General features: G+C 41.7%; 13 protein-coding genes and 1 pseudogene. 8 read left to right on the top strand and 6 right to left on the bottom strand.

The window, feature by feature from the left end:
- Positions 1-3 precede the first annotated feature (3 nt).
- Positions 4-3,207, top strand: coding sequence for an efflux RND transporter permease subunit (locus DI060_RS17245; protein ID WP_108978244.1), 3,204 nt, complete (start codon positions 4-6; stop codon positions 3,205-3,207).
- Positions 3,208-3,250: 43 nt separating this feature from the next.
- Complete coding sequence (locus DI060_RS17240; RefSeq protein ID WP_108978243.1) at positions 3,251-3,607, top strand: PilZ domain-containing protein; 357 nt, start codon at positions 3,251-3,253, stop codon at positions 3,605-3,607.
- 4 nt (positions 3,608-3,611) lie between these two features.
- On the opposite strand, the gene meaB is transcribed toward DI060_RS17240, so the two are convergent.
- The 4 genes and pseudogenes from meaB to DI060_RS17220 form a co-directional block, all read right to left on the bottom strand.
- Positions 3,612-4,649, bottom strand: coding sequence for a methylmalonyl Co-A mutase-associated GTPase MeaB (gene meaB / locus DI060_RS17235; RefSeq protein WP_209452081.1), 1,038 nt, complete (start codon positions 4,647-4,649; stop codon positions 3,612-3,614).
- A gap of 46 nt (positions 4,650-4,695) precedes the next feature.
- Positions 4,696-6,762, bottom strand: a pseudogene (gene scpA, locus DI060_RS17230) (methylmalonyl-CoA mutase); the annotation flags it as partial.
- An 82-nt stretch (positions 6,763-6,844) separates the two neighbouring features.
- Positions 6,845-8,641 (bottom strand): methylmalonyl-CoA mutase family protein, encoded by a 1,797-nt coding sequence (locus DI060_RS17225; protein ID WP_108978241.1) that lies wholly within the window; start codon positions 8,639-8,641, stop codon positions 6,845-6,847.
- 1 nt (position 8,642) lies between these two features.
- The gene (locus tag DI060_RS17220; RefSeq protein WP_244594485.1) at positions 8,643-8,948 is read right to left on the bottom strand and encodes a hypothetical protein; all 306 of its coding nucleotides are present in this window, start codon (positions 8,946-8,948) and stop codon (positions 8,643-8,645) included.
- Positions 8,949-9,012: 64 nt separating this feature from the next.
- Here DI060_RS17220 and DI060_RS17215 point away from each other — a divergent pair, with 64 nt between their 5' ends.
- The 4 genes from DI060_RS17215 (at position 9,013) to DI060_RS17200 (ending at position 11,826) form a co-directional block, all read left to right on the top strand.
- Entirely contained in the window at positions 9,013-9,663 is a 651-nt protein-coding gene (locus tag DI060_RS17215) for a lysoplasmalogenase (RefSeq protein ID WP_108978240.1), read from the top strand.
- Between the two features lie 73 nt (positions 9,664-9,736).
- Positions 9,737-10,462 (top strand): ferritin-like domain-containing protein, encoded by a 726-nt coding sequence (locus tag DI060_RS17210; protein WP_108978239.1) that lies wholly within the window; start codon positions 9,737-9,739, stop codon positions 10,460-10,462.
- Complete coding sequence (locus DI060_RS17205; protein ID WP_108978238.1) at positions 10,462-10,944, top strand: DUF2505 family protein; 483 nt, start codon at positions 10,462-10,464, stop codon at positions 10,942-10,944. The genes DI060_RS17210 and DI060_RS17205 overlap by 1 nt, the downstream gene beginning before the upstream one ends.
- 6 nt (positions 10,945-10,950) lie before the next feature.
- A complete protein-coding gene (locus tag DI060_RS17200; protein ID WP_282097157.1) occupies positions 10,951-11,826 on the top strand; it encodes a DMT family transporter in 876 nt (291 codons plus the stop codon).
- Here DI060_RS17200 and DI060_RS17195 read toward each other — a convergent pair whose 3' ends face one another.
- Together DI060_RS17195 and DI060_RS17190 are read right to left on the bottom strand one after the other, a co-directional pair.
- Complete coding sequence (locus tag DI060_RS17195; RefSeq protein WP_108978237.1) at positions 11,827-12,270, bottom strand: hypothetical protein; 444 nt, start codon at positions 12,268-12,270, stop codon at positions 11,827-11,829.
- Positions 12,271-12,379: 109 nt separating this feature from the next.
- On the bottom strand, positions 12,380-13,471 hold the full coding sequence (locus DI060_RS17190) for a TMEM43 family protein (protein ID WP_108978236.1): 1,092 nt from the start codon (positions 13,469-13,471) through the stop codon (positions 12,380-12,382).
- Between the two features lie 151 nt (positions 13,472-13,622).
- Here DI060_RS17190 and speE point away from each other — a divergent pair, with 151 nt between their 5' ends.
- Together speE and DI060_RS17180 are read left to right on the top strand one after the other, a co-directional pair.
- Positions 13,623-14,468 carry a polyamine aminopropyltransferase gene (speE, locus tag DI060_RS17185; protein ID WP_108978235.1) on the top strand — a complete coding sequence of 282 codons (846 nt, stop codon included), beginning with the start codon at positions 13,623-13,625 and terminating at the stop codon, positions 14,466-14,468.
- 10 nt (positions 14,469-14,478) lie between these two features.
- The gene (locus DI060_RS17180; protein ID WP_108978234.1) at positions 14,479-15,720 is read left to right on the top strand and encodes a TMF family protein; all 1,242 of its coding nucleotides are present in this window, start codon (positions 14,479-14,481) and stop codon (positions 15,718-15,720) included.
- Positions 15,721-15,724 lie beyond the last annotated feature (4 nt).

The following is a 15,724-nucleotide window of genomic DNA, read 5'->3' as shown; positions in this document are numbered from 1 at the left end:
CGTTTGAGTATCGCTTCTTTTTCGATCAAACGTCCGATTTTTATTTCATCCATCGTAATTTTGATGGTCTTTACAGGCTATATAAGCCTTAAGAGAATAGGGGTAGATCTTTTTCCGGATATCAATATTCCATTTGTGGTTGTTTCCACCGTTTATCCTGGTGCCGGCCCAGAAGAGATTGAAACATCGATCTCCAAATTATTAGAAGAAGAGCTCAGTTCGATTTCTGGATTGAAAAAAATTACATCTAGAAATCAGGAAGGTATTTCTATTGTCTCTGCTGAATTCACCTTGACTACGGACATAAAATACGCAGAGCAGCAAGTCCGTGATCGCACCGCCCGAGTCAGACCAAAATTACCCGAAGCAGCAAAGGAACCTCTAGTCCAAAGATTTGATCCTTCAGACCAACCAGTCATGCGTATCTCATTGTTTGCGGACTTACCAGATGCTGAATTGTATGACCTGGCAAAAGAGCAAATCAAAACCAAACTAGAGCAAGTAAATAATGTTGGAGCGGTGAAGATCATAGGTGGAACGAGGAGGGAAGTTCGGATTGAACTAGATCGCAATCGCCTAAACCAATACCAGATCTCTGCTCTTTCCATCGCTAACCAAATCAAAAATTCAGGTACCAACATTCCTGCTGGGAAAGTGGACTCAGGCGCTATAGAAACATCCTTTCGGACCGTGGCAAAATATGAATCTCTTTCTCAAATAGAGAACACAGTGGTTTCTTTTGGTGGCGAATTGGGCAGAGGAGTACTGGTAAAGGATTTAGGAAATGTGTTAGATTCTTTGCAAGACAAACAAACGCTTGGTTATTTATACGCTCCAGTTTCATCAGAAGAACAAGAAGAACCAAGCTTTCTAGGAAAGTTGCTTTTTAAATATGAGCCTCCCCAAAAAACAAGAGTTCAAAAAAAGGCATTGTTTCTGGATGTTTACAAACAATCCGGCGCAAACACAGTAGAAGTTGCAGATGGCGTACTTATAAAAATCAAACAAATCAATGAAAAGATGATAGGTCAGGCGGGTTCGCCAAAATTGATTTTAATCCGTGATGGTTCTCATTGGATACGGGCAAATATTGAAGATGTTACAATTGCCATCGTTCTTGGGATACTCTTAGCAGTTCTCGTTGTTTATCTATTTTTGGGCAATGTTCGTTCTACAATAATCACTGGTATGGCACTCCCCAATTCTATGTTAGGTGCATTTATCATCATGTATGCCATGGGTTTTACTATGAATGTGATGACTCTTTTAGCTCTTTCTTTGGCTGTTGGACTATTGGTAGATGATGCAATCGTTGTTCGGGAAAATATATTTCGTAAATTAGAAGAGGGTGAGTCTGTTCTCGTTGCTGCCCAAAAAGGAACTGAAGAGGTAACCTTAGCTGTGATTGGAACCTCTCTCACAGTAATTGCGGTTTTTTTGCCTATTGGCTTTTTATCAGGGATCGTTGGACAATTCTTTAAACAGTTCGGACTTACTGTGGTGTTTGCCATGATCATTTCTTTATTTGATGGACTAACTGTTGCCCCAATGTTATCAGCATACTTTGCGGGCCAAACAACTCATGGTGGAAAGAAAAATATCGTTCTGGTTTATTTTGATGCATTTCAAAATAAATTAGACAGACTGTACGCAAAAGTCATGGGTTTTGCCTTAAAAAGGCCGGCCATAGTTCTGTTACTAACGTTTTTGACTTTATTTTGTAGTTTGCTATCACTTAAGTTTGTGAAAAAAACATTTCTCCCTGCCAGTGACCAGGGCGAATTTATGGTAAACATTGAAATGAGTCCTGGTACCTCTCTTTCGGGAACGTATGAACGAGTTGAAGAAATACAAAAAGTCTTGATTGATAAGATTCCAGAGATCGATTTGTTGGCGACTGTTGTTGGAAATACCGACGGTGAATCAAACATCGCAACGATTGCTGTCGCACTACTTCCTTCAGAATATAGAAAAAGATCCACTGCAGAGACAAAAGACCAAGTAAGGGAGATATTAATCCCTTATGCAAATGTCCGTCCAAAAGTTAATGACTATTCTGCAATCGGTGGAGGAGTGCAATATCCTTTTAATTTGAATATCAAAGGTGAAAACCTAAAAGATTTAGAAGAATATTCACAAAAAGTTATGAAGGAGTTAAAAGGTATTCAAGACCTTACCGATATCGATACATCTTACAGGACTGGAAAACCAGAATTTCAAGTTGTCCCTGATCGTTCGAAAATGCAAGCAGTCGGAGTTGTGGCAGGTGTTATGGGGGCTGAGCTTCGGTACCATGTGGAAGGGGCTGAAGTAGCAAAGTTTGTTCAGAATGGGATTGAGTATGATGTACGATTACGATTGAAGGAGGAACAGAGAGATTTGGGTAAGTATTTTTATGAGACAAAGGTTCCTAACATACAAAATCGTATGATACCACTTTCAGCCGTTGCAAACTCAAAAATTAGTAGTTCTCCCGCACGTATCATACGCGAAGATAGATCTCGTGTGATTCCAATCAATGCCAATCTTACTCCCAATGGAGCGATTGCTTCAGCAACTGAGGCAGCAGCGAAGATCCTAAAAGAAAAAATTCCACCACCACCTGGTATAAGTTATGCGTTTGTTGGGCAATCAGAAGATTTTAAGGAACTGATGCAAAACATCATTCTAGCATTTGGGATGGCATTGATCTTTATTTATCTTGTTTTATCCTCACTCTATGAATCTTTCATCACTCCAATCACAATTTTATTTGCGATACCACCTGCGATATCAGGTGCATTCTATGCCTTGGCAATTACGGGAGAGATGTTAAATTTGTTTAGTATGATCGGATTGATATTGTTAATGGGGCTTGTGGCAAAAAACTCGATCTTGTTAGTTGATCATGCCATTTTAGAAATGAGGGAACGAGGAATGTCACGAACCGAAGCAATCTTCGATGCTGGTGCCAAACGCTTACGACCGATTTTAATGACTTCCCTGGCCATGATCGCAGGTACGATGCCAATTGCTTTTGGGATAGGTGAAGCTTCTAAATCTCGAACTGCCATGGGGATAGCGATCATCGGAGGTTTGGTTTTATCTACAGTGATCACTCTCGTTGTCGTACCGGCTGTCTTTGGCTATGTAGACCGTTTACGTGAATATATTGAGGGGAAATTTCGACCAGATTTTGGTGGAGAGATAAATGCGGACAAACACTAAATTTCAGCTTGTCATTTTTGCTGAAGTGTGAAGGATCAATCCCATGTCTTCCGAAAAGAGAGTCTACCAGAGGATCAAAGAAAAGATACTCTTGCAATACCGAGTCATACAGGTAGGCTCCGATCAACACTTTCTTCCTAAAGACAATGGGATGGGAGAGTCGCAGGATATCTCCATTGGGGGTTTACTTTTCCAAAGTAAAGAACCCATTCCTGTGGGTGCCAAACTAGAACTTGAGTTGCGTTTTCCTGATGTACGTTATGTACTTTATCCAAAGGCAAAAGTGGTGAGATTGGAAGAGTTTGCGGATGGGGAGTATTATGAAATTGGTTTAGAGTTCAACCAACTATTCGAAAACGATAAAAATCTCATCGAAGAACATATAAAAAAATTGTCTTAATGGATTAGGTTTTTAATAGACCTTTGATTTCTTGGATGACAGAGGATTTTCCTTGGCCTATCTTACTTTCAGCCAAATGTATCCTATCACGCATACCTTCTCTTTCTAAAAATTGATCCAAAATAGCTTCTTTTAGAGTTTCACGGAACCATAACGTGATTTGTTCTTCTCGGTTTTTTTGAAAGTATCCTGACTTAGTTGTATGCCTTTGGTAATCGAGTGCTAGATTCCATATTTCATCTATCCCTTTCCCATACTGCCCACTGCAAGTAACTGCTCTAGGCATCCAACCAGAAGCCGCTGGCGGGAAAAGATGTAAGGCAGATTCATATTCAGCCTTTGCTCGGGTCGCATAAGGTTCATTTTTCCCATCTGCTTTGTTGATGGCGATTAAATCAGCCATTTCCATAATTCCTCTTTTGATGCCTTGTAATTCGTCGCCTGCTCCTGCAAGCATCAATAGCAAAAAGAAATCGACCATAGAATGCACCTGCGTCTCAGATTGCCCAACTCCCACAGTTTCAATAATGATGGTGTCAAAACCTGCCGCTTCGCAGAGATAAATGGATTCTCGAGTTTTTCTCGCGACTCCACCTAAAGATCCACTGCTAGGTGAAGGTCGAATGAATGCATTTTCTGATTTGGCTAGTGACTCCATTCTTGTCTTGTCGCCTAAAATACTACCATGTGTTAGTTGAGAGCTTGGATCAATGGCAAGTACGGCTAACTTCCGACCTAAAGAGAGGATGTGATTTCCAAAGCCCTCGATAAAAGTAGATTTCCCAACTCCAGGCACACCAGTAATCCCAATGCGTATACTTTTGCCCGAACTTGGTAGGACTTTTTCAAGAATGGATTGAGCGATTTCATTGTGATCTTCTCTGTTACTTTCCACGAGGGTAATTGCCTTCGATAGGAGAGTACGATTCCCGGATAGGATTCCTTCCGCTAATTCTTCAGGGGTATAGATACGCTTTTTTTGGAATTTTCTTTGTTCTGCAACGTAAGGGTTTAGTGACGGAACATCGGACACCCCGGGCATTACATGTAAGGCGCTCGGTGGTGTCTCATCCAAAGGTTGGTCCGAGTTACGCGGCTCTCCGTTCATTGAGCATAATCGTTAGGATTTGTTTCGCCGCTTCCGAGATCACAGTACCAGGACCAAATATGGCAGCAGCGCCAGATTGGTAAAGGAACTCATAATCTTGGGCAGGTATCACTCCGCCCACCACAACTAACACATCTTCTGCACCTAACTTACGTAATTCTTCAATCACTTGCGGTACAAGTGTTTTATGCCCAGCGGCTAGAGAAGAAATACCTAGTATATGAGCATCATTTTCTACTACCTGTTTTGCAACTTCGGCTGGCGTTTGGAATAAAGGCCCTATATCAACATCAAAGCCCATATCTGCAAAACTTGTAGAAATAACCTTGGCACCTCTGTCGTGTCCATCCTGGCCCATTTTGGCAACCATGATCCTAGGTCGTCTACCTTCCAAGGTTGCAAACTCATCGGCCAAACCGCGAGCCTCAATAAAACCTTTGTCCTCAGAGATTTCTGAGGAATACACACCTGATATGGAACGTATCACTGCTTTATACCTACCAAATACTTTTTCCATGGCAAATGAGATTTCACCTAAGGAAGCACGTTTTCGCGCAGCATCCACTGCCAAATCTAGTAAATTGCCTTCTCCCGTTTCTGCACAACGTGTGATCGCTTGGAGAGCAGATTCCACCGCCTTTCCATCCCTCTCTGCTTTCATTTTCTGCAACCTGCGGATTTGGGCTTCTCTTACTGCTGTATTATCAATATCTAATATGTCGATAGGTTCTTCTTTTGGTAGGCGATATTTATTTACACCGACGATGACATCCTTTCCAGAGTCGATACGAGCTTGTTTGCGAGCTGCAGCCTCTTCGATTCGCATCTTCGGAATTCCAGTTTCGATAGCTTCTGCCATTCCACCTAACTTCTGTACTTCTTGGATGAGGCCCCATGCTTTATGGACAAGATCATGAGTCAATTTTTCCACATAAAAGGACCCTCCCCAAGGATCGATCACGCGGTGTATATTGGTCTCTTCTTGCAAATAAATCTGTGTATTCCGTGCAATCCGTGCGGAAAAGTCGGTTGGCAGGGCAATGGCTTCATCCAATGCATTGGTATGTAGCGACTGTGTATGTCCCAGTGCCGCCGCCATTGCCTCAATACAAGTCCTCCCCACATTGTTAAACGGGTCTTGCTCTGTGAGGGACCAACCTGAAGTTTGGCAATGAGTTCTTAATGCCATTGACTTTGCATTTTTTGGTTCAAATTGTTTCACAATTTTTGCCCACAGAAGTCTACCTGCTCTCATTTTTGCGATTTCCATAAAATGATTCATACCTATTGCCCAGAAAAAGGATAGGCGAGGTGCAAATTCATCAACGGTCAGACCAGATCGTATTCCTGTTTGTAAGTATTCCCAGCCATCAGCCAAAGTGTACGCTAATTCTAGATCGGCAGTGGCACCAGCTTCTTGCATATGGTAGCCTGAAATCGAGATGGAATTAAATTTTGGCATATACTTGGATGTATAACCGAATATATCTGCAATGATTTTCATGGAATGTTTTGGTGGATAAATATAAGTATTTCTCACCATAAACTCTTTTAAAATATCATTTTGAATGGTTCCAGCTAACTTATCTTTGCTGACTCCTTGCTCTTCGGCAGCAACAATATAAAATGCCATTACCGGAATTACAGCTCCATTCATTGTCATCGAAACTGACATCTGGTCGAGAGGGATCTGATCAAATAGGATCTTCATATCCAGAACCGAATCAATGGCCACACCTGCTTTACCAACATCACCTACCACTCGTTCGTGGTCAGAATCATAACCTCTATGGGTAGCTAGGTCAAAGGCAACTGAAAGACCCTTTTGTCCTGCTGCTAAATTCCTTCGGTAAAATGCGTTTGATTCCTCTGCAGTAGAAAACCCAGCATACTGTCTTACAGTCCAGGGTTTGTTTACATACATAGTAGAATAGGGCCCGCGTAGGTAAGGAGGTAAACCCGCTGCATAGTGGAGGTGCTCGAGTCCCTCTAAATCGGCCGCCGCATACCGAGATTGTATCGGTATCCCTTCTGGAGTTTGCCAGAGTGAGGTACTATCTTTTGAAAGTTTGGGAGACTTCGGAGAATAAGATACTTTTGAAAAATCATGTCTCATGTGATCGTTTCCTTTATAACCTTGCCTGCGCTTTTTCCATGAACTCTATGAGGTTTCGTTTCAGGTGGATGAACTCGGAAATACCATTTTGGGCAGCTACTTCAATGAGGTCCTTTGGATAACCTGCCACCAAAGGCCATGCGCTGGGGATTTGTTCTTTTAACAATTTGCCAAATTCTGGGATGAGAGTGGCGTATTCTTCATCAGAAGAGCAGAGGACCACAAGGTCAGCTTTGGCATCCTTGGCAGCCTTTACGCCATCTTTCAGATCAGAAAATCCAGACTGTTCGAGAATTTCATAACCAAGACAACCAATAAAATTAGCACTGAAACCAGCTCTTGCTTTTCTCATGGTGAGATCTCCAATGCTTAAGAGGAAAACTTTTGGCACACTTTTCCCTTGGGCAATCCGCGCATCCGTAAGGGAACGCAAGCGGTCCAAATCGAATGACAAACGTTTTATGGGAAGAGCCGGATACTGTCCACCCTCTCCTTTTCCTTCCTTCCCATTTGCGAGGATCGATGGCAACTTGGGGTGCCTTTCAGAAGCTAAAGGGTATTGGTTTGAACCCAACAGAGTTTGTTTCTTTGTCGCAACGGCATCACGTTTTTGAGAAGCTGAGGTGAGAACCTCTTTTTGGACTTCACCAGTTTGAATGCCAATGAAAAATCCTCCCTTTGCCTCCCAAGTTTGGAAAGACTTCCATGCAGTTTCTGCCAGCTGGTGGGTGAGATTTTCTATGTAGTAAGAGCCAGACGAAGGGTCATGGACTTTATCTAAATGTGATTCATGCCTTAGGAGTAGCTGTGAATTTCTTGCAATCCGTTTCCCAAACTCAGTCGCACCTTCTACTGTATCAAAGGGTAATACGGCAACAAAATCTGAACCGCCTAAAACAGCAGACATAGCTTCCGTTGTACCTCGTAACATGTTCACATAAGGATCATAGGCAGTGTAATTCCATGTGCTCGTTTGGGAAAGAACCGTCGGTAATGTAGATTCTCCTAGACCGGTTTCATATTGTTCCAGGATCTGTGCCCAAAGGATACGAAATGCACGAATCTTGGCAATTTCTGAAAAATAATCCGATCCAATACCCATCCAGAACCAAATGGATTCGGCGGCTAACTTTGGCTTTTGACCTTCACTTACAAGCATTTGCAGGTATTCATGTCCCCAAGCAAGGGCAAATGAAAGCTCCTGGCTGATGCTTGCACCCGCATCACGGAGGTAATGCGAGTGGACACAGATACTTTTCTTTGGCAAGGATAGGGAAATCGAATAAAGGTGTTTGGATAAATCAGATTTAGGTAGTCCCAAGTCTCCTGAGGAAAGTATATTTACAAATGGATCGATATCAAAGTGTATATTAGTATAGTCACTTCCAAAGGATTTCCATTCCGTAACACTTTTAAGATACGGGGAAAGGTTTGTGAACAGGAGGGGAGTTAATTTTGTATCGATACCTAATGTCGTCTCTCGAATTAAATCCTCTAACTTTTTGATTTCACTCCCTAATGAAAACACTATAGCTTCCGCACCCGTTTGGATGGCTTGTTTGGCTTCCAAATTTGCTTGCGTACTTTCTTTGGAAAGAGGGATAAACTCAGTGATCTTCCAAGATTTTTCTGCCCTTCGGATATCTGGGAGACTTACTGGAGCCTCCGAGTAAAAGGGCTCTACAATAAAGCCGTCTTCAGTTTGCCACCTAACTTTACTATAGTCGAGGCCTTTTAGGTCTTTGGTTATTGTTTGTATCCAAGTTTCGGATGCGATGGGTGCAAATTCTGCGAAAAGTTTTTCTTCCAATCTAGTCCTCTACTGTCGCGTATTCTTCCATATAGCCTGGGAATTCACCGAGGCCTCTAGTGAATGTAAACTTTGCAGGATATAGAACCAATCGGCGCATAGACTGAGTCCATGTACCAGACAACAAAGTAAAGGGAGTCGAAATGAGCAAGGCCCCAGTTCCCAGAACTGTACCTGCAAAACCGACTGGCCTTGCAATGGCGAGATCGATGAGCATTTCACCACCACTGGGAACTTCTCTTGCTTGCATCGGTAAGCTCAAAGAGCAGAATAATAAAAGGATGGACATGTGACGTAATAGTTTCATAGAATTAAACACTCAGTTCTCCTCATGATAAAATCTTAGCAGAGTAGGGTGTAAAGTAAGAATTATGAACCTTTTACTAGTTTTATTTCTCGTTTTTTCTGTCTTACATTTTTTAGCCATAGGGTTTTCAAATAAGGAAAGCCTTCTCTATTTACCATCCAAAGTGGTTCCCATCTTATTGCTTCTCTATGGAATGATACGGCATGGGAAACGATTGCCAAAGCCAGGAAAGGTTTTCACTCTAGGTTTGGTTTTTTCCGTCTTTGGGGATTCGTTTTTAGCCCTTCCCGGCAAAGAATACTTTGTTCCTGGTTTGGGATCTTTTTTGATCGCCCAATTGTTGTATGCTTATGCTTTCTCTTTTGGTGAGTCTTCCTTCTGGAAACGAGCCCTTCCTTTTTTCGCATTTGGAGCCGCTTATTATGCTTTGCTCTTGCCACACCTGGGAAATCTTTCCCTTCCTGTCTTTGTCTATATGACAGCAATTTGTTTGATGGGTTGGCGCGTAGCTTCTGCGAGTAGTCGACCCAAACAAAGCTTTCAGTTAGGATTGATGGGTGCGATTCTTTTTATTCTCTCTGATTCTATCATCGCTTATTCAATGTTTTTGGCTCCTGAAATGAACCGCATGCTGGCATCGTTTTTAATTATGAGTACGTACTACATTGCGCAACTGTTCCTTTTTCTGTCTATGGAACCAAAAGAATCGATCTAGAAAGTACGGAAAAGTACTTGAAACAGAAGGTCTTCTCTAAGAAAATATAAGCTCCCAAAAAAGGAACCTCTTTATGAAATCATTAAAAAAGACTACATTTTTAGAAGCAGTCGCCGCGGCCATCGACCATGAGGTGAAATGTTTCCAGTTCTATCTTAGGCTATCCGAACAATTACCCGAAGGTCAGATTCGAGAAATATTCAGCCAACTCGCTCTCGACGGAGATGAACACATTAAATTCATCCGTGAGGTATATAAAAATGCTGAAGGCAAAGAGCTGCCCAATTTAAAACAGCTGAATGAAATTGAGAAGTTTCATTCTTCCACCATGCAGAAGTTAATGGATAAATTGGATCGCAACAAAAACGTCGAAGTCAAACAAGATGAAAAAAAAGCTCTAGAGCTTGCGATCCGAGAAGGAGAAGATGCTCGGAATTTCTATGCAAAGATACGAAATAAATTCCAAGACCCAAAGATCAACTTACTCTTTCAAAAACTAGCAAATTTCAATGAGGCGAATAGTTCTCTCTTAGAAGCACAAGCCTTGGCAATGGAACAGTCGACTGTTACAGAACAAGTTTTCTATTGGGAAGACGATTCCCTTCTAAGTGTAGTGGAAGAATATTCTCGCCCTGTTAAAATCCTACCTAAGGCCAAGACAAAAGCTCAGTCCAGCCCATCCAAAACGCTTGCCAAGAAGAAGGCTAGCACACAGAAAGCTAAGAAGGCAAAACCGCCTGCAAAGAAAAAACAAGCGGCAAGCAAAAAACCTGCAAAGAAAAAAGGAAAGAAAAAATAGTGAAATACACAGTTACACATGAATTTGCGGTTTCTCTAGAAAAACTCTTACATGCAAGGGAAGAGCGTTACAAACATTTGGACCAGTTCCCAGACCTTAAGAATGTTACACTTCTTGAAGAAAAGAAAGAAGGCAATATCATCACACAAAAAAGAAAAGTGAGTTTAGAAGGGTCTATGCCTGTTGTCTTGCAAGCCGCACTTTCCGATTTATCTTTGCTTGAAGATTCTACGTTTGACACGAGCACAAATACACACGTCTTTAAGATCGCTCCACCAGGCAAAGACAATGTGTTTGTGATCAAAGGCAAGAGTATGTATTCCTCTAATGGAGCCAATTCCAAACGTTCCTATGAGGTAGAAGTCACATCTGGCTTACTCTTCGTTTCCCCAATTGTAGAAAAGGCAATTGAGGAAATCCACAAACATAGTTTGGAAAAAGACAGAAAATCCATAGCCAAATTTTTGGGATTAGAAACCTAGGAAGTAGTGAATGCTCCTTCCTCCAAAACACAGACACTCCTAGAGTTAAATGTCTCAGTTCTCATCATGGGGAACGTGACATTGTTTGCGAAAACCTTACCCTTCCATGCGATTACGATCATTGCCGGAAGGGCAGTCTTCGCATTTCTACTTCTCCTGTGTTTTCTAAAGCTAAGAGGCAAACCTCTTTTGCCAAATTCAAAAACTGACTTTTTAAAACTATTTGGTATCGGTATCCTCTTTGGCATCCATTGGGTTACCTACTTTCATTCAATCCAAATTTCAAGTGTAGCAATAGGTATGTTATCATTATTCACCTACCCAGTGTTCACAGCTATACTTGAGCCCTTGTTTGTCGGAAAAAAGATAGACCCTTTTTCTTTTCTTTTAACCTGCTTCGCTTTTTTAGGACTCTTTTTTATGGTCCCAAAATTTGATTGGTCAGACCAATCTTTCCAGGGTGTTGTCTGGGGTCTTTTTTCCGCTGTCATTTATTCCCTAAGAAATATCTTAACCAAACAAATGCATGTTCACTATCCAAGTGCACAAGTTCTATCCATTCAGTTGTTTGCTAGTTCTATTTTGCTTTTGCCATTCGCAAATGGACTTTCGCAGATGTTTTTTGTTCCCGAATATTTGCTCTCTCTTGTTGTACTTGCTGGTGTCTTCACGGCACTTGCACATACACTTTGGATCCGCAGCATAGGTAAACTACCGGTTGTAACAGTAGGACTGTTGTCCACTGTGAGTCCTTTTTACGGAACAATGTCTGCTTGGTTTTTTTTAGGTGAAGTCCCACCAGATCGTATCTGGCTTGGAGGTGGGATCATTTTGTTTTGCGCCGTGATGGAAGTCATCCGAACCATAGACGCAAAACTGTGATCATTCTTTTTTGGGAAGGTTTTGCATATCCTCTATGGCAGGGAGTTGGGCAGAATTGTACCTTACCTCTCCTGTCGTATTTAACAAATAGTAACGCGGAAGCGAACCTGATTTGATCTCGAGAAAACGATCATCCGTGATGAGTTGGGAAAAATCTTTCTGAGAAGGGCTAAGATTTAGTAAAACATAGACGCCTAGATCGGGTTTGCCCTCCCCACATTCCAACCCAATGAGAGCTTCACAAGGTTTTTTGGTAACGGAGAGAAGGATGAGCTTACCCTCCCTTTGGGCTTGGGCAAAAGCGAAGGCCTGGTTGTGTCCCCAATGTAGGTCCTCACTTGCCAATTGGTTGATATAGACATAGCCATAAACCAATAGTAAAATAAATACTGGCATAGCAAGAAAACCGAGAAGATAAAAAACTTTGTAATACTTTTTAAACATAGGGGCAGATTGCCGTTTTCTGTAGCATCCCTACGAGTGGCAGAACTTGCCAATTAAAAAAAGGTAATTCCTTCCTTGTCCAAGGAACTACCTTTTCTTTGGTCGTTTTTTAGTTTTGGGGATTTGTCTTTTCAAACTTACCTTTTTGGCTATATAGATAAATAAATGCTCCTACGCCTAGCGCTAGCAATGCGAATCCAAGTAGTGGTCTGTAAAAGATCCAAGCTATGGAAATCGTCATAAAGGACAATGAGAATGCTAGGATACCAGATACGATGCTAACTCCCATTTCCAAGATTCCATCTAAAATCGGGATCCAACCGCCAGCTGCGGCTATAGGTCCAAAAAGCAGACGGAATCCTAAAAACATCAGAAATAGACCCGCCGCTCTCACCATCCAAGTACGTGTGACATTGGCATCTTGCGCCTCTTGGAACATGGATGCCGCATCTTTTGAACCATAATCAAACATAAGGATGGTGGTGTCTCGTTTGGTTTTGTATGGTCCTACGATTCCACTTTGTAGCTGACCGATGATGGAAGCGATTCCTTCAGGTGCAATTTTATGTTTGATCCGAACATCACCTATCTCTGGTGAGGCTGGATTTTTACCGAGATAGATCCTTCCATCAGCAAGTTTAGCTCTACCTGACATTCGGTTTGTTTGGTTCGCATCGTATTGCAAATCTTCTGTTCTTGGAATGGAATTGATCAAGTCATCAGAAAATTTTACATTTCCAATGGAAACCTCTGAAGGAGAAAAAGTTTTGGAAGTATAAGTAAAGGGAGGATTGTTATGCGTATTGGCTTCGTCAAAACGAGAAGAGTCTATTTCTGTAGAAGACCATTTTTTTTCATATCTATATGTTTTCTTTTTGTCTTTGTCTTCACTCACATTTTCGTCCCATTGGTACATTTCCACTTCACGGGTAAGACCTAGAGAAGGTACAGAGATTGAAAAATCAGAATCAACTGTAGGGGAACCTGCTTTTGCCTCACCAATGGTATGGATTAATTTACCTTGGTATTGGTTGCTGTCTTGTTTTGCGTCAATAGAGACAACAATACCAGCCCCTTCTTCTAATCCCTTTGCTATATCAACAGCACATCCTTCATTCTTGAATAAAACAGGAAAGGAGACAATGAGAAGGGCAACACCTCCGATGGTTCCTTTTAAACTTTCTGTAAAATTTCCTAGCATAATTGATTGTAACCTCGAGCCTTAGATTCAAAAGTCACAAAAGTATCTCCCTCTAAAGTACTTTGGAAAGCATTTTTTACCAAAAAAAACTACACGGAATCTTCTCACTGGAAAGCCTGGCATTTACAAAACAGGAAAAGGTTGGGAATCCATGGAAATCTGGTACACTGAAAAATTAGAATTAGAGAAAGGACGAGCTGTCAGTTATCGTGTCACAAAGACCCTCGATTCATTGAGCTCACCCTTCCAAAAAATTGATATCTTTGAAACCCAAGCCTTTGGGCGGATGTTCACTTTAGATGGCGTGACGATGGTCACAAACAAGGACGAACATTCCTACCATGAAATGATAGCACATATCCCGATGATGAGCCATCCAAACCCTCAATCTGTCCTTGTGATTGGAGGAGGAGATGGAGGGACAGTTCGGGAAGTATTAAAACACCCGTCTGTCAAAGAAGTAGTACTTTGCGAGATTGACAAAGCAGTTGTTGATATCAGTTATCAATACTTTCCCGAATGTGCAGATGCCTTAAAAGACAAAAGAGTTATCCACCATTATGATGATGGAGCAAAGTTTGCAAGAGAGAATAAAGGGAGATTTGATGTCATCCTTGTTGATTCGAGTGATCCTGTGGGCCCTGCGGAAGTTCTCTTTAAGGAGCCATTCTTTCGTGATATGGCATCTGCTCTCTCCTCTACCGGGATTATCGCTACACAGGCAGAATCTTTTTGGTACCATGGCGATGTGATTTCCGCACTCTTTGACTTTATTCCTAAAATCTTTCCAGAATATGGATATTATTATACGACTATTCCCAGTTATCCCTCTGGTGTCATAGGTTTTACCTTCTTATCAAATGCCATTGATCCATATCAGGTTATCCCTGAGCCGGGAAGAGTTCCAAAAGGATTAAAATACTATAGTCCCGAAATCCACAAGTCTGCTTTTGTCTTGCCAGAATTTGCGAAGGCATTTATAAAGCGTAAAGGATAACGGGTGCAAAGTGAGATTTCTTTTTTTCGTTCTATTAACAGCCTTTAGCTTCCGTACTGTCATCGCAACCGAAGTTGAGGCAGTGCGATTGGAAGAAGACTTGCTAAAGAATGAAACGAAGCTCAGTAAAGAGGAGTTGGAAGAAAAAAGAAACCGCATAAAAGAAATCAGAAAGAAAAACTACGAGCATCCCAAATCATTCGAGTATTCCAGTGGGAACCAGCAGGAAAAGATTTTACCACCTTTCCATGCAGGGAAAACAGAAATTTGGGGTGGCTTTTGGGAAATAGGCTTTCGAGCCAATGCTCCTTTTGCAGACCACAAATCAGGCCAAGATTGGTTGATTGAAGAACCTGAGGTAGCCATCCAACACGGAAACTTCTTTGCCCCAAGAAATTATATTGGCTACCAGAATCAGTCAGTTTTGCCATTGGTCGACAGTCGGCGCAGGGTGCGACCTGATCGATCCGTATTGCCCAGCTTTACCTTCCAATACACCAATTCTAAACGCACTTGGTCGGTGGAGTATGCGCACACTCCTTTATACGGTTCGATTTCTCATTCTGCCTATGGATTAGATTTTCAGTATGCAAAGTATGAATCTGGTTTTGTCATGAATGAGCATAAAATGACTGCCAGGATTCATGAGCAGTTTGATAAGTTTCTCTGGTTTTCTTGGGAGTTTGGGCTTCGTTATGCAAATTGGAAATCGGAGTCCTCATATCTCTCACCAACCTTAAACCAAGCGGGGGATATGAAGGAAACAGCCAACTTCCTGGCTCCAGGGACAGGATTTCGGTTCAATCTTCCGATCGTCGATTTTGGGAAAGTGGACGTAGGAGGAGAAGCATTCTATACTCCGTTAGGTGGATTAGACTATTCGCGTAGAGTATTTAAAGATGGTCCGCAAGATATCTTTGGACTTAGGTACTCTGAGCAATTTGCATACCAAATCCAATCCAAAGACCTTCTCCCAATGACAGTCTCCGGTTTAGAGGGAAGCGCCAATTTATCTTTGTTAATCGCAAGTCAACATCGAATTACCTTTGGTGGTCGATTAACAGGTTACACTTGGCGAGTCAATGAATCGGCTACACCTCAAATTACAGCATTTGGAACTTCTTTGGCTCTTGCTCTTCAGGATGTGTACAGATCCTCTGCTCTCTATGAAGCTGATGGAAGAGATGGAACAAGAGCTTCTCGTTATTTTACAGTTACAAACTTTTATGTTGGATACAACTATGTCTTTTAGTAGG

It is taken from the genome of Leptospira ryugenii (assembly GCF_003114855.1).
GTDB lineage: Bacteria > Spirochaetota > Leptospiria > Leptospirales > Leptospiraceae > Leptospira_A > Leptospira_A ryugenii.
Note: the sequence above shows the minus strand (reverse complement) of the source record. Positions and strands in the feature narration are given on the sequence as shown.

Bases quoted from the DNA above. Each gene is read 5' to 3' on its own strand.
- DI060_RS17215 (WP_108978240.1), top strand. From the start codon at position 9,013: ATGAACCTTTTACTAGTTTTATTTCTCGTTTTTTCTGTCTTACATTTT.
- DI060_RS17195 (WP_108978237.1), bottom strand. From the start codon at position 12,270: ATGTTTAAAAAGTATTACAAAGTTTTTTATCTTCTCGGTTTTCTTGCT.
- DI060_RS17210 (WP_108978239.1), top strand. From the start codon at position 9,737: ATGAAATCATTAAAAAAGACTACATTTTTAGAAGCAGTCGCCGCGGCC.
- meaB (WP_209452081.1), bottom strand. From the start codon at position 4,649: ATGCCCGGGGTGTCCGATGTTCCGTCACTAAACCCTTACGTTGCAGAA.
- DI060_RS17220 (WP_244594485.1), bottom strand. From the start codon at position 8,948: ATGAAACTATTACGTCACATGTCCATCCTTTTATTATTCTGCTCTTTG.
- DI060_RS17240 (WP_108978243.1), top strand. From the start codon at position 3,251: ATGTCTTCCGAAAAGAGAGTCTACCAGAGGATCAAAGAAAAGATACTC.
- DI060_RS17190 (WP_108978236.1), bottom strand. From the start codon at position 13,471: ATGCTAGGAAATTTTACAGAAAGTTTAAAAGGAACCATCGGAGGTGTT.
- speE (WP_108978235.1), top strand. From the start codon at position 13,623: ATGGAAATCTGGTACACTGAAAAATTAGAATTAGAGAAAGGACGAGCT.